Annotated in this window: 23 protein-coding genes; 12 read left to right on the forward strand and 11 right to left on the reverse strand. The window is 66.9% G+C overall.

The features are described 5' to 3' along the window. Positions 1 to 92: 92 nt before the first annotated feature. Together EO170_RS15730 and soxR are read right to left on the reverse strand one after the other, a co-directional pair. Complete coding sequence (locus EO170_RS15730; protein WP_164741069.1) at positions 93 to 2,084, reverse strand: M1 family metallopeptidase; 1,992 nt, start codon at positions 2,082 to 2,084, stop codon at positions 93 to 95. 199 nt (positions 2,085 to 2,283) lie between these two features. Continuing rightward, on the reverse strand, positions 2,284 to 2,730 hold the full coding sequence (soxR, locus tag EO170_RS15740; protein WP_104583137.1) for a redox-sensitive transcriptional activator SoxR: 447 nt from the start codon (positions 2,728 to 2,730) through the stop codon (positions 2,284 to 2,286). Between the two features lie 99 nt (positions 2,731 to 2,829). Here soxR and EO170_RS15745 point away from each other — a divergent pair, with 99 nt between their 5' ends. Further along, entirely contained in the window at positions 2,830 to 4,200 is a 1,371-nt protein-coding gene (locus EO170_RS15745) for an MFS transporter (protein ID WP_126946366.1), read from the forward strand. 560 nt (positions 4,201 to 4,760) lie between these two features. On the opposite strand, the gene EO170_RS15755 is transcribed toward EO170_RS15745, so the two are convergent. From EO170_RS15755 to pdxH, 9 genes are all read right to left on the reverse strand, one after another. After that, positions 4,761 to 5,927 carry a glutathionylspermidine synthase family protein gene (locus tag EO170_RS15755; protein WP_126946370.1) on the reverse strand — a complete coding sequence of 389 codons (1,167 nt, stop codon included), beginning with the start codon at positions 5,925 to 5,927 and terminating at the stop codon, positions 4,761 to 4,763. A 1-nt stretch (position 5,928) separates the two neighbouring features. Then, the gene (locus tag EO170_RS15760; protein WP_104583026.1) at positions 5,929 to 6,504 is read right to left on the reverse strand and encodes a DUF1190 domain-containing protein; all 576 of its coding nucleotides are present in this window, start codon (positions 6,502 to 6,504) and stop codon (positions 5,929 to 5,931) included. 12 nt (positions 6,505 to 6,516) lie between these two features. Continuing rightward, positions 6,517 to 6,921: a DUF350 domain-containing protein gene (locus tag EO170_RS15765; protein WP_047126964.1), complete on the reverse strand. Its 405-nt coding sequence runs from the start codon at positions 6,919 to 6,921 to the stop codon at positions 6,517 to 6,519. A 37-nt stretch (positions 6,922 to 6,958) separates the two neighbouring features. Further along, complete coding sequence (locus EO170_RS15770) at positions 6,959 to 7,636, reverse strand: YjfK family protein (protein ID WP_164739157.1); 678 nt, start codon at positions 7,634 to 7,636, stop codon at positions 6,959 to 6,961. Continuing rightward, positions 7,633 to 8,715 carry an ion channel gene (locus EO170_RS15775; RefSeq protein WP_126946373.1) on the reverse strand — a complete coding sequence of 361 codons (1,083 nt, stop codon included), beginning with the start codon at positions 8,713 to 8,715 and terminating at the stop codon, positions 7,633 to 7,635. Before EO170_RS15775 ends, EO170_RS15770 begins: the two co-directional genes overlap by 4 nt. A 25-nt stretch (positions 8,716 to 8,740) precedes the next feature. After that, on the reverse strand, positions 8,741 to 9,511 hold the full coding sequence (locus EO170_RS15780; protein WP_126946375.1) for a PspA/IM30 family protein: 771 nt from the start codon (positions 9,509 to 9,511) through the stop codon (positions 8,741 to 8,743). A gap of 12 nt (positions 9,512 to 9,523) precedes the next feature. Beyond that, on the reverse strand, positions 9,524 to 9,940 hold the full coding sequence (locus EO170_RS15785; RefSeq protein WP_005995044.1) for a YjfI family protein: 417 nt from the start codon (positions 9,938 to 9,940) through the stop codon (positions 9,524 to 9,526). 140 nt (positions 9,941 to 10,080) lie between these two features. Then, complete coding sequence (gene aac(6') / locus EO170_RS15790; RefSeq protein ID WP_126946377.1) at positions 10,081 to 10,551, reverse strand: aminoglycoside 6'-N-acetyltransferase; 471 nt, start codon at positions 10,549 to 10,551, stop codon at positions 10,081 to 10,083. Continuing rightward, positions 10,548 to 11,147, reverse strand: coding sequence for a pyridoxamine 5'-phosphate oxidase (gene pdxH, locus EO170_RS15795; RefSeq protein ID WP_104648176.1), 600 nt, complete (start codon positions 11,145 to 11,147; stop codon positions 10,548 to 10,550). The genes aac(6') and pdxH overlap by 4 nt, the downstream gene beginning before the upstream one ends. A gap of 343 nt (positions 11,148 to 11,490) precedes the next feature. Here pdxH and EO170_RS15800 point away from each other — a divergent pair, with 343 nt between their 5' ends. The 11 genes from EO170_RS15800 (at position 11,491) to EO170_RS15850 (ending at position 18,214) form a co-directional block, all read left to right on the forward strand. Then, complete coding sequence (locus tag EO170_RS15800; RefSeq protein ID WP_047129095.1) at positions 11,491 to 12,033, forward strand: shikimate kinase; 543 nt, start codon at positions 11,491 to 11,493, stop codon at positions 12,031 to 12,033. Then, positions 12,030 to 13,142 carry a 3-dehydroquinate synthase gene (gene aroB / locus EO170_RS15805; protein ID WP_126946379.1) on the forward strand — a complete coding sequence of 371 codons (1,113 nt, stop codon included), beginning with the start codon at positions 12,030 to 12,032 and terminating at the stop codon, positions 13,140 to 13,142. The genes EO170_RS15800 and aroB overlap by 4 nt, the downstream gene beginning before the upstream one ends. Before the next feature lie 365 nt (positions 13,143 to 13,507). Then, positions 13,508 to 13,759: a WGR domain-containing protein gene (locus tag EO170_RS15810; RefSeq protein ID WP_104533988.1), complete on the forward strand. Its 252-nt coding sequence runs from the start codon at positions 13,508 to 13,510 to the stop codon at positions 13,757 to 13,759. A gap of 14 nt (positions 13,760 to 13,773) precedes the next feature. Next, positions 13,774 to 14,838 carry a uroporphyrinogen decarboxylase gene (hemE, locus tag EO170_RS15815; protein WP_104569691.1) on the forward strand — a complete coding sequence of 355 codons (1,065 nt, stop codon included), beginning with the start codon at positions 13,774 to 13,776 and terminating at the stop codon, positions 14,836 to 14,838. Between the two features lie 795 nt (positions 14,839 to 15,633). Continuing rightward, positions 15,634 to 15,927, forward strand: a complete 294-nt coding sequence (locus EO170_RS15820; RefSeq protein ID WP_011051975.1) for a RebB family R body protein — start codon at positions 15,634 to 15,636, stop codon at positions 15,925 to 15,927. Positions 15,928 to 15,949: 22 nt separating this feature from the next. Further along, positions 15,950 to 16,219 (forward strand): RebB family R body protein, encoded by a 270-nt coding sequence (locus EO170_RS15825; protein WP_011051976.1) that lies wholly within the window; start codon positions 15,950 to 15,952, stop codon positions 16,217 to 16,219. Between the two features lie 30 nt (positions 16,220 to 16,249). After that, a complete protein-coding gene (locus tag EO170_RS15830) occupies positions 16,250 to 16,516 on the forward strand; it encodes a RebB family R body protein (protein ID WP_011051977.1) in 267 nt (88 codons plus the stop codon). A 52-nt stretch (positions 16,517 to 16,568) separates the two neighbouring features. Continuing rightward, a complete protein-coding gene (locus tag EO170_RS15835; protein ID WP_011051978.1) occupies positions 16,569 to 16,847 on the forward strand; it encodes a RebB family R body protein in 279 nt (92 codons plus the stop codon). A 106-nt stretch (positions 16,848 to 16,953) separates the two neighbouring features. Continuing rightward, complete coding sequence (locus tag EO170_RS15840; protein WP_126946381.1) at positions 16,954 to 17,289, forward strand: hypothetical protein; 336 nt, start codon at positions 16,954 to 16,956, stop codon at positions 17,287 to 17,289. A gap of 23 nt (positions 17,290 to 17,312) precedes the next feature. Next, positions 17,313 to 17,558 (forward strand): RebB family R body protein, encoded by a 246-nt coding sequence (locus tag EO170_RS15845; protein WP_011051980.1) that lies wholly within the window; start codon positions 17,313 to 17,315, stop codon positions 17,556 to 17,558. Beyond that, positions 17,555 to 18,214 (forward strand): RebB family R body protein, encoded by a 660-nt coding sequence (locus EO170_RS15850; RefSeq protein WP_126946384.1) that lies wholly within the window; start codon positions 17,555 to 17,557, stop codon positions 18,212 to 18,214. Before EO170_RS15845 ends, EO170_RS15850 begins: the two co-directional genes overlap by 4 nt. Positions 18,215 to 18,293: the final 79 nt, after the last annotated feature.

Genomic DNA, 18,293 nt, shown 5'->3' on the forward strand with positions numbered 1-18,293 from the left:
CAATCGATTGCGCCGTTGGCGGCAGTGGACGCGTGTGGTGCAAGCCTGCAACAGCTGCGCCATTGCAGCGCCGATGCATGCATCGGCAGCCGCTAGCCGATCGTGTTTACCTGGTTGTCGCCGCGCTGGGCATCGGGCAATACATGGTCCGGATCCAGCGTCACATGCAGCACTTTCTGCGTGGTCGGCAGCGTCAGCTTGGGCGCGGTGGTCTGCAGCCAGGTTTCCACCGGCACGCGGCGGTCCAGATGACTGCCGTCGGCCAGATCCACCCGCACGGTCACCGGCATCACCAGTTTCTGGCTGCTGCGCAGCGTGAGTTGCAGGCCCTTGGCAGGATCGTGATCGATGTAATGGGCCTCGCTGATGCCCATATCCAGCTGCCAGTTGTTGAGATACCAACCGCGCCACCACCAGGCCAGATTTTCGCCACTCTCGCTTTCCATCAGCCGGAAGAAATCCGATGGCGTGGGGTGCTTGTAGGCCCAGGTTGCGATGTATTTGCGAAAGGCCGGATCGAAGCGTTCCGGCCCGAGGATCTGCTCGCGCAACAGCACCAGCCCCAATGCGCCCTTGAAATAGGTCAGTGGATGGCGGTAGGTCTCGCTGGTGGAATCGGCATTGTCCATCAACGTCGGCGCGCGGGTATCGGCCAGCAACGGCAGGATTTCATCGACAGGGTTGCCGCCCTTGGGCGCATATTCCGAGTCGCGCTTGGGTGCGTACTCGCCCTTGTTGAAGGCATCGGACGCATAGACATCGATGAAGGTATTGAAGCCTTCGTCCATGAATGCATGCCGGCGCTCATTGGAGCCGACGATCATCGGGAACCAGGTGTGGCCGATCTCGTGCGCGGTGATCCAGAACAGCTCCTTGCCGCCATCTTCGAAACCGTCGAAGACAATGCCGGGATACTCCATGCCCGCGCCGTAGCCGCCCAGGTTGATCGCGGCCGGCCACGGATACGGGTACCACTGCGAGAAATGTTCGATCGCGCCTTTGACGTATTCGGTGGAGCGGTTCCACTTGTCCGCGCCCACGCCTTCCAGCGGATACACCGACATCGCCAGCGACTGCTTGCCGCCCGGCAACTTGATGCGTGCGGCATCCCATACAAACGCAGGCGAGGCGGCAAACGCCACATCGCGGGTGTTGTCCATATGGAAGCGCCAGGTGCGCGTGCTGCTCCCCGCTGGCCTAGCAGCGCGCGCGCCCACTTCCTCGGGCGTGCGGATCAGCACCGTGCGATCGCTGCCACGCGCCTGTTGCAGGCGTTGTTGTTCGGTGCGGCTGAGCACCTCGGCCGGATTGGTCAGTGCGCCGGAGCCGGCCACCAGGAAGCCCTCGGGCACGGTCACCGCATAGTCGAAGTCGCCGTACTCCAGATAGAACTCCGAGCCCAGGTACGGCTGCGTGTCCCAGCCGCGCAGATCGTCGTACACGGCCATGCGCGGATACCACTGCGCAATCTCGTAGATCTCGCCCTGCTTGCTGGCACTGACCGCGGTACGCCCGCCCCAGGTGCCCGGAATCGTGTAGCGGTAGCGGATATGCACGGTCAGCGCCTTGCCCTGCCCCGCCAACGGCTGCGGCAGGTCCACCCGCATGCGGGTGTCGTCGACCACGAAGTGCGCAGGCTGGCGACGCCCGCCGTCGTCGATCTCGACACTGGCGATCTGCATGCCGTCGGTGAACTGGGTCCGGCGCGACGGCCGGCTGGCGGTAGCACGCGCATCGGCGCGGTAGATGTTCTGGTCCAGCTGCAGCCACAGCACGTCCAGCGTGTCCGGGCTGCGGTTGGTGTAGTGGATCGCCGCCTCGCCCGTGAGCGTGTGCGTTGCCGGGTCGATGCTGGCGTCGAGGCTGTAGTCGGCGCGGTTTTGCCAGAACAACGGCCCGGGCACGCCGCTGCCGCTGCGGTAGGCGTTGGGTGCGTCGGGCAGTTGCAGCGGTGCGAACAGGGCCAGCGGATCGAACGCGCTCGCCGGCGCGGTGGCGTTGGTTGCAGGCGCGGCCTGCGCGTTGGCGGTGATGCACGCCAGCGACAGCGCAACGGCGAGCGATCGGCGCAAGGTGGGGAACATGCGTAAGGTCCTGCGGCGGAGGGAACTCCCATCCTACGGTCGCCTTCGCCCCTCACGGCACTGCCATTGGTCCCGGTTGCGGCTGTGAACCCGGGACGGCGACAGGCGCGCCCCGGGCATGCAAGCGGCGCAGCAGCTGCGGCCCGCGCACGGCCTGCAGATGCCGATCACGCCCGCGGCGCAGCCCGCGCACGCCATCTCAGTCGGCAGCAAGCCGCGACAATCGCAAGGCACCATCCCCACCTTCGGCCAGCGTGTCGCCCGGATTGCTCAACCGGCAGCGGCGCAGCGACAGACAGCCGCAGCCGATGCAGTCGGTGAGCTGGTCGCGCAAGGCCTGCAGCTCGGCGATACGCGCATCCAGCTGCCCACGCCAACGCGCCGACATGCGTGCCCATTCCGCACGGGTGGGCGTGCGCTGGTCCGGCAGCACCGAGAACGCGTCCAGCACCTGCTGCAACGGCACGCCGAGCCGTTGCGCGACGCGGATCACGGCGATGCGTCGCAGCACATCGCGCGCATAGCGGCGCTGGTTTCCTGCCGTGCGCAGGCTTTGGATCAGGCCTTTGCGCTCGTAAAAATGCAATGCCGACACCGCCACGCCACTACGCCTGGCCACCTCACCCACCGACAACTCACGCTGCATTGCCTTGACCTCAACCTTGGTTGAGGCAGGATGCTGCGCGGCCACGAGCGGTGCAAGCACCGTGCTCATGGTTCTACACACTGCCGTCCTGGATGTTCGATGACTACCGATACCGCCCTATCCGCCGCCTCGCCTGGCGACACCCGCCCCACCTCCATCCTGGCCGCTCCGTATCGCGCGGCGACGCTGGGCATGGTGGCGCTGGTGTCGCTCAACGCCTTCGAATCGCTGGCGGTGGCCGCCGCCATGCCCACCGTTGCGCGCGCATTGAACGGCCTGCCACTGTACGCGCTGGCATTTGGCGGCACCTTGGCGACCAGCGTGGTCGGCATGACGGCTGCCGGGCGCTGGAGCGACCGTCGCGGCCCGGGTGGCGCGCTGGCTTACGGCCTGCTGTGTTTTGTGATCGGCCTGCTGGTGGCAGGGCTGGCACCGAGCATGCCCGTGCTGATTGCCGGGCGCCTGCTGCAGGGCCTGGGCGCCGGCGCGTATTCGGTGGCGCTGTACGTGATCGTCGGGCGCCTGTATCCGGACGCCTTGCGGCCGCGCGTGTTTGCCGCGTTTTCGGCCGGCTGGGTGGTGCCCTCGTTGATCGGGCCGGGCATTAGCGGGTTGATCGTGCAGCACGTGGGCTGGCGCTGGGTGTTCCTGTCGGTGCCGCTGCTGGCGATCCCGGCCGGGTTGATGCTGTGGCCGGCGATCCGCGAGCGCAGCTGGTCGAGCGACACCACCGGCGCATCGCATTCTGAGTTGCGCTGGGCGATCGGTGCGGCCCTGGGTGTGCTCGGCGTGTATCTGGGCGGGCAGCTGCACGGCCCGGTCGCGTTGCTGGCGATGCTGCCGGCACTGCTGCTCAGCGTGTGCTGCGCCTGGCGGCTGTTGCCGACCGGCACGCTGCGGCTTGCGCGCGGCCTGCCCAGCGTGATCGCGCTGCGCGGTATCGCAGCGGCGGCCTTCTTCGGGTTCGAGGCGTTCCTGCCGTTGCTGCTGTCGCGCGAACGTGGCCTGTCGCCGCTGCTGGCCGGCGTGGCGCTGAGCGTCGGTGCGCTGGGCTGGTTCAGTGGCTCCTGGTACCAGGGCCATAGCCGCGCCGGCTGGTCGCGCCCACGCCTGCTCAAGACCGGTGCGTGCTTCATGTCGCTGGGCATCGTGATCAGCGCAGGTGCGGTGTGGCCGGTCATCCCGGTGCCGGTGGCGATTGCCGGCTGGGCGCTGACCGGCCTGGGCATGGGCCTGCTGTATCCGAGCCTGTCGGTGTTGACGTTGTCGCTGTCGCCGCCGGCGCAGCAAGGCGCCAACAGTTCGGCGCTGCAGTTGAGCGAGGCGATCGCGGTGGCCGGCATGCTGGCGCTGGCCGGCGCGCTGTTTGCCGCGCTGCTGGCCTCCGCGACCTCGGCCGCGTACCTGAGCGTGTTCGCCCTGGCGTGGCTGCTCGCCGTTGCGGGCTTTTTCGTGGCGCGGCGGGTGTGATGGCTGCGCGGTGTGCGCAAGCTGTCGCCGCAGGCGAGCACTGGTCGCAAGCGCAGGCGCATCGCGGTCGGTCGCTGCGTATCGTGCGCCTTGCCTACACCGCACGTGCGCCCTGCACGATTCGCATGCTCAGCACCACGCGTTGGCAGGGCGCACTGCAGGCCAGCGCATCGCAGCGATCGGGGCGCACGCGACTTTGCCGATCCTGCCGGGATCGCTGCGATCGCGAGGGAAACACCACGCCCGCGAATGGCTGGTCATTTTTTCACCACCCATCTTGACAGCGTTGCAGGCCGGGGCCTGCGCCCACTTGTCCACAGCCTTGTGCAACTTCCATCCACAGGGGGTGTGGAAAACCTGCGCTGCCCGGCAGGCCGCGCGGGGCTTGCGTGCCATCGCGGCGTGTGTCAGGCGGTGCGGAGCGGCAGTTGCGCCGTGCAGCGCGACACGGGCGTCCGACACAGCTACCCCCGAGACGAACCCTACTCATCACCGGAGGCAAGGCGATCGCGCCACACGGCACCGCCACCTCGCAGTGGCGACGCACACCCTTTGCTGCGTCAGTCCACGATCACGTGCGGTACGAAGCGCGAGGTGTCGCGGGTGATCGGGCCATCGTCGTCGCGCATGCCCAGCCCGGCAGGACGATCGGCCACCACCCAGCTGCCGACCAGGGCGTGCCGGCCATCGAATACCGGCAACGGATGGTGCGCCTGCAGGATCGCCGGCCCGTCCACATACGGGCCGTCTGTGTGCGCCGCCTCTCCCTGTGCGCTGACCAGGGAAATATTGGCGCCCTCGCGCGACAGCAGCGGCTTGCGCACCCAGCCTGCCGTCGGTGCCTGGCCGGTTTGCGCAAAGCGCGCCGGCAGCAGATTGGGATGGCCCTGATGCCGCTCCCACAACAGCGGCAGGATGCCCTTGTTGCTCAGCACCGATTTCCATGCCGGCTCGATCAGGCGCACACGGTTGGCAATCAATGCCGGGCCGAAGCGTTCTTCCATCATGAATTCCAGCGGGTAGAGCTTGAACAGCGTGTGGATCACCCGGTCCTGCTCATCGGTGAACCAGCCATCGGCGCTCAGGCCGATGTCCTCGATGGCCACTTCCTCGGTGCTGATGCCCACCTGGTGTGCGCAGTCGCGCAGGTAGCGCACCGTGGCGCGGTCTTCCAGCGAATCGCGCACCGCGGAAAAATGCATCTGCGCGCCGAGCGCGCCATCGGCCGCCAACGCGCCCAGGGTTTCGCACAGCAGATCCTGGATCAGGTTGTACTGATCGGTGCCCTTGGGCAACGCACCGGCGCCAATCTGCTGTTCCAGCCACAGCCACTGGAAATACGCCGATTCGTACAGCGAGGTCGGCGTGTCGTAATTGAGCTCGTACAACTTGGCCGGGCCGTTGCCGGCATAGGCCAGGTCCATGCGGCCGTACAGATGCGGGTCGCGGTCCTTCCACGAGGTGGCGATCCAGTCCCAGTAGAACGGCGGAATCGCCAGCTGCGTCATCAGCTGTTCCGAGCCCACCACCTCGTCCACCAACTGCATCGCCATGTCGTGCAGTTCCTGCGTGGGCGCTTCGATGTCGTCCTCGATCTGCCGCAGCGTAAACGCGTAGTACGCGCTTTCGTCCCAATAGCGCTCGCCGTCGATGGTGTGGAAATGGAAACCGAGCGATTCGGCCTGTTCGCGCCAGTCCGGGCGCTCGGCGATTGCGATCCGTAGCATGTCAGCCGCCGTACCCGGAGCTGCGCCCGCCGCTGCCGAACGAACTGCGCGCGGCCGCACTGGAGCCGAAACCCGAGCGCGACACGGTGATTGCACGCGACGGCATGTCGATGGCGCCGCTGCGCCCGCGCACGGTGCCGACGCGGTTGCTGGCCAGATCGCCATTGGGCTTGTAGTACCCGCCGCTGCGGTAATCGCGGTACAGCGGCATCGCGCCGCCATAGCGGTAACCGCCACCACCGGTCATGTTGCCCAACGCGTAACCCAGCAGGAACCCGCCCATCGGCGGGATCCAGCTCTGCTGGCCCTGCGCCGTCTGCACCGCCGTGCAACTGCCGAACTGCTCGTCGCACTCGTAGCGCGTACTGAAGCGCGGCGCGGCCTGCTGATGCTTGGCCACCGCCTCGTCATAGGCCTTGAGGCATTGCTGGATGTCGGTCTGTTCCTGCTTGATCTGGTAGCAGTCGGAGGCCGACTGCAGTACCACCCCTGTCTCCGGTTCGGAACCGCAGCCGGTGACGAGGGCGGCCGGCAATGCGGCCATCAGGGTGAGCTTGAGATTGCGTGATCGCTTCATGCCTGCGCTCCGTTACGGCGTGATCGCCGCGGCATTGATCAGCCCGACCGCGATCGACACGCCGGCCGAGAAGATGCCGGCGGCGGTGACGTTGTCGGTGATCTGCCGCGAGATGCGCCCGGCCACCAGGTTGGCCAGCAGATACGCCACGATCTGGATGCCGCAGGCGACCGCGCCCCAGATCAGCGCATCGACCAGGCTCACCGAATGGGTGATGGCCGAATGCAGCGGCAATGCCACACCGATCAGGTTGCCGGCCAGGGCGGTGGCCGCCGCCACGTTGCCCTGCCGAAGCAGGGTGAAATCCTTGTGCGGGGTAACCAGGGTCACCAGCACCACCGCCACGATCAACACGCCCAGGCCGGTGCCGAAGTAGGAAAGAAACGCGAGAAAACTCTGCAGGTTGATCGGGTTCATGACAGGACCAGGGTAAGTGGAGGACGAGCGCGCACGCTCAGGTGATATCCAGATCGGCAACGGTGACATCGATGCCGACCGCATAGGTGACGCAGAATTCATTGGGGCCGGAATCCTCGCCGGTGACCAGCAGGAATTCCTCGCGCTGCAGCTCCGGCACATCGCGGCTGTAGAGCATGGCGTAGTGGGTCAGATCGCCATCGCGGCGCGGCGGCTGATAGCGGTACAGCACCTCGTCATAGGCGATCGGCGGAATCCGCGCAGCATCGTCGGTGGACTGCGTGGCGCGTTGCCAGCGCTTGCCGGCGTAGTCGATCTGCGCCGCACCCAGATGCGGATGCTGCATCACGAACTCCTGAAACGCCTGCTTGCTGGGCGGATTGACCGTCTCGCAATACACGAAGGCCTTCATCGCCTCCAGATCGCCGCCCACGGTGGTGACCTGCAGGAACGCGTCATCGTCCAGGTAGAACCGATGCAGGGAATAGCCATCGCCCAGATTGACGTGGCCGTAGCACGGAATGCCTTGATGCCCGCCCGGCAGCTCGGCGGTCATGGCCTCCGGTGCCATGCGGTACAACGTGGTATCGATCTCCAGCTGCCCACCCACGCGCAAGCCCAGCGGCAGCGCGTGACCGATGGCGCCGGTGCCGGAGCTGGGCAACGGCGGCGGTTGTGGTTGACCGAACAACTTGCTGAAAAAACTCATCGTCATGCACCTTGTGGCGATGGGGAACGGGACACGGCCGCAGCGCGCAGGGCCTGCCATGCGATGGCATGCACGGGCACGCGCTGCTCGGCCAGGTAATACAGCATGGCACCGGCCGGCACGGCGGTGTGTGCGGGCGGGTTCAAGCGCAGCGCGCCATCGGGCGCGCGCAGGCCCAGCAGCAGGGCGCCACGCTGGCCGAAATCGGCGGCCAGCACGCGGTACTCCAGCGGATCGACATCCGCAGGAACCGCCAGGCCGAACTGGGTCGGGCCATCGTCCACCGACAGCAGCTCGGCGGTGATCGCCGCGCTGCCCGGGTCCTGCGCAGCGCGCGCCAGGATCTCGGCAGTCATCGGCCGTGTGCATTCGATCGCCGGATAGTGGCAACCGACCAGCCGCGCCGCGCTGGCCGAAGCGAAGTGCGCCACGATGTGCGCACGCGGCGCATGCGCCATCAGCGCGAACACCGCCGCCAGGGTCTGGTCGTCCGAGGGCGGGTTGACGATCACCCGCGCCGCGCCCGCGATGCCCGCACGCAGGTAGACCTCGGTGTGCGTGTACGACTCGGCGGCGATGAAGCGCATGTGGTCGGGCATCGGGTTCTCGGCCACGCCCTCGGCGATCAGTACCACGCCTTCGTCGTCGGTGGCGGTGTCGGACAGCAGCAGCTCCAGCAAGCGCGTGGACGCGGCGCCCTGCCAGCCGATCAGGATGGTGTGCCCGCGCAGATCGGCGTAAGCCATCTTGCCCATGTGGTGGCGCCTCCAGAAGGTGATGAGCACGCCGCTGGTCTTGGCCAGCACCGTGGCGAACAATGCCACTGCGCCCGGCATCAACACGAATGCGGCAATGTAGCGCCCGGCCACCGAGCCCGGCGACAGGTCGCCATAGCCGATGGTGGTGGCCGTGGTCATGTAGTAATACGGGAATGCGTCCAGGCCGACGAGCGTGTGCTCGCCGGCCAGCAGCAGCAATACCCAGCTCAGCCCCATGTGCGCCAGCAATGCCAGCGCCACCATGCCCCAGCTGACGCGGCGCACGTGGCGCCGCACCACCCGCAACAGCTTTCCGACGATGATCATGGCGCGTCCTGTGCCGTGCGGCCGGTCAGCTGTCGCTGCGCGGAACCTGCTGCACGTCGCGCACCTGGCCGATCAGCGGCGCGCTGCCGCCGGCGCTGTCGTGGCCGAGCTGGGCCGGCTTCTTGAAGCGTGCCAGCACCGCGGCGGCGTTGGATTCGCCCTCCATCAGGCCGGCCGCGGCCAGACGCCGGTTCAGATCGCCATCGCCGCTGGATGCCTCCAGCTCTTCGGCCGATTCGATGCGTGCGGAGGTTTCGGCCTGACGCGCCTTGATCCGCTCCAGCGATTCCAGCGCCGAGCCCATCTTGCTGCTGGCGCCGGAATGGCGCGCGGCAATCGCCGCCTGCGCCTTCTGCACTGCGTCGGTGGCCTTGACCGTGTCGATCTGCTGGCGCATGCCGCGCAGCTGGTCCTCGGTCTTCTGGATGGTGGCCTTGAGCGTCACCACCGACTGGTCCAGCGATGTCTTGGAGGCCTTGTCGCCGGCATCCTCGCTTTCCAGCGCGGCCAGTTTGGTCGCCACATCATGGGCCAGCGATTCGTCGCCCTTGGCCAGCGCACCTTCGATATAGCGCGTGTATTCGGCCATCTTGCCGGCGCGCGCGTCGATCTTCTGCTGGGCGAGTTTGCTCTGCGCCATCAGCTTGGTCAGCTCTTCGCGCGAACGCGTGAGCTGGGCGCCGGCATCGCGCATTTCCTGGTCCAGGATGCGCAGCGCGTTGGCGTCGACCGCCTTCTGGCCGGTTTCGTGTGCAGTGCCACGCAGCAGCGTGATCAGCTTTGAAAAGATACTCATGACAACACGCCTTTAGGAAAAGAACGGCTTGAGAGATTCGGCGGCATCCAGCGTATTGGCCGCCAGGGTCTGGATTTCCTCGTCGATCTGGTCCAGCGTGGACGACGCCGACAGTTCGCCGAAGACCACGTAGCTATCCTTGCCGTCGACCTGCACCAGGCCCAGGTTGGACAAGGGATTGAGCGGGTTGAGCCGCAGGCAGGCGTCGTTGAACGCCGCGCGGTCGCTGACCTGGTCGGCGTTGGCCAGCAATGTGGAAACGAACACCTGCGAGCCGGAGGCGGCGACCTGGATCTGCATGTCGCCATGGTCGGCCAGGGTGAGGTTGATGGCCGGTTCCAGCCCATCGATCAGCTCGACCTCGATCGGCTGGTCGCGGTAGCGCTCGGCCAGCAGGCCGTGCAATTCGACAGTGGTGTACTGCGTCATACGATGTCCTGTCCTTTGGTCATGCGGCGGTGGTGAAGCAACTGCGGTGATGGAGCTGCGGTGATGCAGCAACATGCGTGCAATGGGCGGACATACTACAGACTGTCCGCGACCGGCAGAAAGGGCCGGACGTCAGCCGGTCAGGCCAGCTGCAGGCGGTAGTAGACCACCCGTTCAGTTGGCTCGAAGCCGCACGCCGCATGCGCCGCCTGGGCGCCGCCGTCGTCCAGCTGCGCATCGGAGGCCAGCTCCGTGCACCCCCGATCCCGCGTCCACGCGACTGCCGCTGCCACCAGCGCGCGACCGAGCCCGCGACCGCGCCAGGCCGGAGCCACATACCAGCCTTCCAGAAAACCCACCGGCGTGCTTTCGGTGCCATTGACGTAGTCGTGGCGCACCGACACCTCGGCAAACCCGAGCGCCGCATCCGCATCGTCCACCACCAGCAGATGGCTGGCGTCTGCACGCGCCAGCGCGGCCTGCAGTTCGGCGACGCCATCGTCGGCAACGCTGTCATCGGCATCGGGCCACAAGGCCAGGCGCAGGGCCAGCAAGGCCTGCGCATCGGCACCGACCGCTGCGCGCACCCGCCACCCGGCCGGCGTGCTCACGGATACAGCATCCGCTTGCTCCAATGGCTGGCCGCATCGGCCTCGTACCGCCAGCGCTCATGCAGGCGGAATTTGGCGCCGTACCAGAACTCGAACGCCTGCGGCACCACCCGGAACCCGCCCCAGCCATCCGGGCGCGGCACTTCGCGGCCTTCGAAGGTGGCTTCCACCTTGGCGATGGCCGCGTCGAACTCCTCGCGCGAGCCCAGCGTCTGCGACTGCAGCGAGGCCCAGGCACCGATCTGGCTCATGCGCGGGCGCGAGGCGAAGTAGGCATCGGCCTCCTCTGCACCGACCAGCTGCACGCCGCCTTCGATGCGCACCTGGATGCCGGCCTCGCGCAAGCTGCGCCACAGGAACAGCAGCGCGGCCTGTGGATGGGTCTGCAGGTCGCGGCCCTTGGCGCTGTCCAGATGGGTGTAGAACACGAACCCGCGCGCATCGAAGGCCTTGAGCAACACGGTGCGTGCGCTCGGCCGGCCGTCGACGCTGGCGGTGGCCACGGTCATTGCGCTGGCTTCGAGCTCGGCGCCGGCGTGCGCCTCGGCGTACAGCGCGGTAAAGGTGGCAAGGGCTTCTGCATACAGATCGGTCATGACGGTGCAAGGGCAGCAAGATTGGCGCCTATTGTGGGCGCATCGCGCCTGCTTCGCCTATGCGCGGCAGCCGACAGCGGCGTGCCCGCCGCCAGGGCTGCGGCCGACCCCGGCAAGGCACGTCGGGGGCGTGTTTCCCGGCGTCTTCGCGCCACTGACGCCTGGCCGCCAGGCGCTCGCCACGCGGAGCGCGCCGCCGATCCATCGCCAGCCATGGCTGCGGTTGATCTCCACCCAGCGGGGTGTCGAAGCTGCGGCGCGCAGCCGACGCGCGCCCGCGGAAATGGTTTCAGTCCATGCCGACCAGCCCGATGCACGGGCCTGAATGCTACGATCCCTGCGCATGAACCCCGCTCCCAATCTCGTGATGGTCGGCCCGATGGGCGCCGGAAAAAGCTGCATCGGCCGCCGCCTGGCCGAGCGCTTCGGGCTGGAGTTCGTCGATGTGGATCAGGCCATCGTCGAGCAGGTCGGCAGCAGCATCCCGGCCATTTTCGAACAGCACGGCGAAGCGCGATTCCGGCAGCACGAGGTCCAGACCCTGCAGACGCTGCTGGAGCAGGACAACAAGCTCATTTCCACCGGCGGTGGCGCGGTACTGGACCCGCTCAACCGCCAGCGCATCCGCGCGCGTGGGTTCGTGGTGTACCTGCATGTCAGCGTGCCGGCACAGCTCACCCGGCTGGCACGCGACCGCAACCGGCCGCTGTTGCAACGCGCCGACCGCGAGCAGGTGCTGCACGCGATGGCCGCGCAGCGCACCCCGCTGTACCAGGAGGTCGCCGACCTCAGCCTGGAAACCGATCACTTCTCCCCCGCCGAGGCCACCGCGCAGCTGGTGCTGCGCCTGGCCGCGCAATGGCGCATGTCGAGTACCCCCGCATGACACTCCCCCGTTCTTCGCGCAGCGTCGATGTCGACGGCGCGCAGCCGTACACCATCACCATCGCGCCCGGCCTGCTGGCCGACGGCGTACGCCTGGCCAGCCATGTGCGCGGCCGCCACGTGCTGCTGCTCAGCGACTCGCAGGTGGCCCCGCATTACGCCGCCGGGGTGCGCAAGGCCCTGTTGCAGGCGCGCCCGGACCTGCAGCTGGGCGAGCTGGTGATCGCTGCCGGCGAAGCCTCCAAGACACTGGACAATTTCGGTGCCGCGATTGCGGCGTTGGCCGAACTGGGCGCCACCCGCGACGCCTGCGTGTTCGCGCTGGGCGGCGGCGTGGTCGGCGACCTGGCCGGGTTCGCGGCGGCCTGCTGGATGCGCGGGGTGGACTGCGTGCAACTGCCCACCAGCCTGCTGGCAATGGTGGATTCCTCGGTTGGCGGCAAGACTGCGGTGGACATCCCGCAGGGCAAGAACCTGGTCGGCGCGTTCCATCCGCCGCGCGCGGTGATCGCCGATACCGACACCTTGCACACCCTGCCCGCGCGCGAGCTGCGCGCCGGGCTGGCCGAGGTGATCAAGTACGGCGCCATCCGCGACCCGCTGTTCTTCCAGTGGCTACATGCCGAACGCCGGGCGTTGCTGGAGGGCGATGCCGACGCCCTCGCACAGGCGATCGCACGCAGTTGCGAGCACAAGGCCGACATCGTGGCGCGCGATCCGCTGGAAAAGGGCGAGCGCGCCCTGCTCAACCTGGGCCACACCTTCGGCCATGCGATCGAGACCGAACAAGGTTACGGCGCGCCCGGCAACGACAACCTCAACCATGGCGAAGCGGTCGCGGTGGGCATGGTGCTGGCAGCGCGGCTGTCGGCTGCGCTGGGCATGAGCGATGCACAGGACACCGAGGCGCTGCGCACCCTGCTGCGCGACTTCGACCTGCCCACCGACATTCCGGCCGGCCTGTCGCCACAGGCCCTGCTGGGGCGCATGCGGCTGGACAAGAAGAACATCGCCGGCCGCCTGCGGCTGGTGTTGTGGCGCGGCATCGGCAAGGCCGAGGTGGTGCCCGACGTCGACGAGGCAGCAGTGCTGGAGATCCTGGCGGGCTGAGGCCGGCCGGGCACGCACGGAACGCTGGATGGCCGCGCCCCGCTGCCGTCGACCGCCCGACCTCAGCTCTTCGTAGGAGCGCCCCCGGGCGCGATGGGGCCTTCCCGATAAATCCCCATCGCGCCCAGGTGCGCTCCTACGCAATACCTGCCCGCCGATCGCCTGCACGGACCAAGCAGAGCGCCCATCCGCCACCGCGCCGCCCGCCCTTCACCAGCGCGGCGGAGAGCCGCCACTCGACGCGCCGGCCGGCGGACATCCACCGCGCCGATTGCCACCGCTGCCCACTGGACCTTCGCACCCGGAGCAACCCGGCGCGCCCACTGCCTCCCAGCCTTCAGCACCGCCCGGCTACAATCGGCGCCATGCGCATCCACTTGCAACACGATCCTGGCGGCAACGCGCCGCTTCGCTACGTCCAGCTGACCCTGCAACCGGATCTGTTCGGCGGCTGGGAGCTGCTGCGCGAGAGCGGCGAGATCGGTGGACGCTCGCAGTTGCGACGCGACCAATACCTGCTGCAGGACGAAGCGGACCGGGCCTTCGACAAGGCGCGCGACACCCACCTCAAACGCGGCTTCCAACTCATCACCGGCGGCGCCGACGCGCCGCTTTGAGGACATCTCTCCCCATGCTCAAGAACGATCGCCTGCTGCGCGCCCTCAACCGCCAGCCCGTGGACCGCACCCCCGTTTGGCTGATGCGCCAGGCCGGCCGCTACCTGCCGGAATACCGCGCCACCCGCGCGCGCGCCGGCAGTTTCCTGGGCATGGCCAAGAACCCCGAGATCGCCTGCGAAGTGACGCTGCAACCGCTGCAACGCTTCCCGCTGGACGCGGCGATCCTGTTCTCCGACATCCTGACTATTCCCGATGCGATGGGCCTGGAGCTGTACTTCGTCGAAGGCGAAGGCCCCAAGTTCCGCCACCCGGTGCGCGATGCGGCCGCGATCCATCGGCTGGGCGTACCGGACATGGAAACCGAGCTGCGTTACGTGATGGATGCGGTGCGCCTGATCCGCCGTGAGCTCGATGGCGCGGTGCCGCTGATCGGCTTCTCCGGCAGCCCGTGGACGCTGGCCTGCTACATGATCGAAGGCGGCGGCAGCAAGGAATACGCGCGCATCAAGGCCATGGCCTTCAATGCGCCGGAGGTGCTGCATCACCTGCTCGGTACCGTCACCGATGCGGTGATCGCCTACCTGTCGGCGCAACGCGCGGCCGGCGCGCAGGCACTGCAGGTATTCGACACCTGGGGCGGCGTGCTGTCGCCGGCGATGTACCGCGAGTTTTCGCTGCCCTACCTCACCCGCATCGCGCGCGAGCTGGAACGCGGCGACGGTGCCGAGCGCACCCCGCTGGTGTTGTTCGGCAAGGGCAACGGTGCCTACGTCAGCGAGCTGGCGGCCAGCGGCGCCGAAGCGGTAGGCGTGGACTGGACCATCGCACTGGCCGACGCCGCCCAGCGCGCCGGTGGCCGCGTCGCGCTGCAGGGCAACCTGGACCCGGCCACCCTGTACGGCTCGCCCGAGGCGATCCGCGCCGAAGTCGGCAAGACCCTGGACAGCTATGCCCAGGGCAACGGCGGCTCGCGCGAAGGCCATGTCTTCAACCTCGGCCACGGCATGTCGCCAGACATGAATCCCGAACATGTGGGCGTGCTGGTGGACGCGGTGCAGACGCTGAGCAAGCGGTAATCCAAGGCACGGGTCGACAGCGCACCGGTGTGCTGTCGACCGCCGCTCAGCGCGCGCACCCGAGCAGCGCGCGCTGAGCGTGATGACGGGCGGTGGCTGCATCGGCAATAGATCGGCAGCACCGCCGATACTTATGGGATGCTGCCAGGCCGCCCCAGGCATGCGGCACAGTGACGAAGGCAGTCTTCAGCGATAGCAAGGCCAGCCTCCATGCCGTCACCCGCATCAAGCCTGCATCTACTCCAAACACGGCCCTCCCGCCTCGTTCCGTTGAACGTGATCTCGCCACTCTAGTGATGTGCGGCAGTGAGCGCCCTGCCGACGTCACTGCGACGTGATGCACGCCGAGCTCAACCGCAACGCGATCAATCATCCACGCGCGTGGGCTCCGGTTTCGCAAGGCACCGACAGCGTACCGGCTGCCCATTAACTTGCCGCAGAGAGTCGCCAAGCGGACGCGAGCTTTGCTGCCTTTGCGTCAGGAACAGCCCGTGCCCGCCTGTTCTGCATGGTCCTTCTGTAACTGCCTTTGCGATTCACCACGACATTCCCCGCACGCCGTTCCAAAACGCGTCTTTACATCGCATACCGCTCTAAAGCGGATCGGGTTCACGTCGATAAGCCCGGCATTACCGTCGTTTAAACCAATTTTCCCGGACCAAGGAGATTTACTGTTTCTCCACGGTGATGCGGTGCCACTGCAACACATCTCCGGACAGGCAGGCCGCCTGCCGAACCTCGACATCGTCACGTTTATTCAAGCGCTTCACTCATTCGAGAAACAGGGAGAAAAGCATGGCATTTCCAACCGCCGTCAACGACCAGATCACCGACTCCGTCACCCAAGCCAACACCAAGGTACTGGGCGACGCCCCGGCCATCGCCATGGGCAATCTGTACCAGGCCACCGCGCAGGCGCTGGCCAATGCCGCCCACAACGCGACCAACGCACAGCAGCAGAGCTACGTCACCGCACAGTCGGCCACCACCATGGGCGTGGCCACGCTCTACTCCATCGACACCGCCACCACCGGCGTAGCCACCAAGCAGATTCTAAGCACCGGCGTGCCCGGACTCGTGTCGCGCTAACTCACATCTTTAGGAGAAGAAAATGGCATTTCCGACCGCCGTCAATAACCAGATCACCGATTCCGTTACCCAGGTCAATACCAAGGTGCTGGGCGACGCTCCCGCCATCGCCATGGGCAACCTGTATCAGGCCACCGCGCAGGCGCTGGCCAATGCCGCCCACAACGCGACCAACGCGCAGCAGCAGAGCTACGTCACTGCGCAATCGGCCACCACCATGGGCGTGGCCACCCTGTACTCGATCGACACCGCCAGTACCGGCGTGGTCACCAAGCAGATCCTGGGCGTCTGACGGCCCGGCTAACGCCAAGGACATTCGCCAATGGCATTTCCCACCGCCGTCAACGACCAGATCACCGACTCGGTCACCCAGGCCAACCTGCAGGTACTGGGAAGCTCCCCTGCCGCAGCCATGGGCAATCTGTACCAGGCCACCGCGCAGGCGCTGGCGAACGCGGCACACAACGCAACACTCGCGCAACAACAGATGTATGTCACCGCACAGGCAGCAACCACCATGGGCGTTTCGCTGCTGTATTCGCTCGATACCGGCGCCACGGGTGCCGCCACCAAGAAGATGTTCGGTTAACCGCTAACGCCGCAGCGTCTTCGTTCTTTCACTACCTCAAGGAGCTATCACCATGGCCTTTCCGACCGCCGTCAACAGCCAGATCACCGATTCCGTTTCCCAGGTCAACACCAAGGTCCTCGGCGATGCGCCGGCGATTGCAATGGGCAACCTGTTCGTTGCCACCAGCCAGGCACTGTCCAACGCCGCCCACAACGCCACCAACAATCAGCAGCAGTCCTACGTGACGATGCAGGCGTCGACGACTCAGGGCGTGTCCACGCTGTATTCGATCGATACCGCGTCCGATGGTGTCGCCACCCGGGAAATCCTCAGCGCCGGGTTGACTTAATCGGCCACCAGGCGTCGCTGCTGCCGCACGAGCGGCGCCTGGTTCGATACGCGAAGCCTTTGCAACCACCACGCAGTTCGCTGGCCGAATCGAGAAAGGACGCCTCATGCTGCAACTACGTCATATCCCTACGTCCAACACCCTGGATGTCGTCGTCAGACTGATCCGGGGCCGCACCATCGTGGCGACATTCGCGCCGCATCAAAAGGCAGTGATCAACGTCGAGTTCGACGGCGTCCTGCCTGTGATTCCCGGAGCGCAGCCGTTGGTCTATCGCCAGAAGCTGGGCAACATGATCGACGTGCCGCAGGGCAATTTTGCATTCCTGGAACGCGTGCCCGATGGCGTGGCCTTGCAGTACGCGTGCAGACACGAACCACAGAACACCGTGCTGTTCTCGGCGTCGGCTGGCGTTGAACAGCGCAGGCCGTCGTTGGCCTAGGACACTGATGCCAGTGCCCCGTCATGGAGCCAAGCGCGCAGGTCGCAAGCGTCGCCAGCCTGATCGGTACCGCCGCTACAGGTGCAGCGATGGCGATCGGCCAGGCGCCGGCCTTCGCGATGGGGGCGACCTATCTGGCGCTGTCGGATTCCATCGCGCTCGCAATGGAAAACGCGGTCGCCAACCAGCAGCGCGGACAGGTGCTCGCCGATGCAGCTCTCACTCAAATCCTTGCCTTAATCATCCAGAAGGGAGCGACTTCGTCATGATCGACGACAGTAGCGTGAACAGCCAGATCGTCGATGCGGTGAGCAGCATCGTGACGCTGACCACCGGTCAGGCACCGGCACAGGCGCTCGGCATGCTCGATGCCGTGATGCTGGAGACGCTGGGCATGGCAATGCACAACGCCGTCAATCGGCAGCAAGGCGCCGGCATGATCAATGCAGCAGCGATCACCGCCGCCTGCGCCAAGATGATCTCGGCACCGTTCCCGGTTCCGCCGCCACCACCGCCTGCACCACCCGGACCACCACCGACGGTCGCGCCATTGCCAGGTCCTCCCCCCGTACCGCCCCCGCCTGCAGCGCTCATCGCCGCCGCCGCGGCCGAAGCCAAGGTGGCCGTCGACGTGCTGAAGACGCAAGCACAAGGCGCCTCGGCAGATGCCGCGACCGCAACTGCCGACCTCATGGAAGTGCATGCGCTGAGCGTCCCGCCGCCCCTGCCCGCCACTCCCCCCGCTTCCGGTGCCGGCCTCGATCATGCTGCCACTTCTGATGCTCCTGCTGCAGCCGCAACTTCACCCGCAGCTGCAGCTACAGGCACACCCCCTGTCGCTGCTGCATCTGCACCTGCTACTCCTGTTGCACCTGCATCTGCATCTAGCTCTGCACCTGCACCTGCGCCGCCTGCTCAGTCATAGGCCGTCTGCAGAGATGAGGTCAGCTCCCCCTACCACCAGGCCTCATTGAAAGGCGGCCGATCATTCCATGGGAACCAAG

It is taken from the genome of Xanthomonas sp. BRIP62409 (assembly GCF_003992965.1).
GTDB classification, from domain to species: domain Bacteria; phylum Pseudomonadota; class Gammaproteobacteria; order Xanthomonadales; family Xanthomonadaceae; genus Xanthomonas; species Xanthomonas euroxanthea.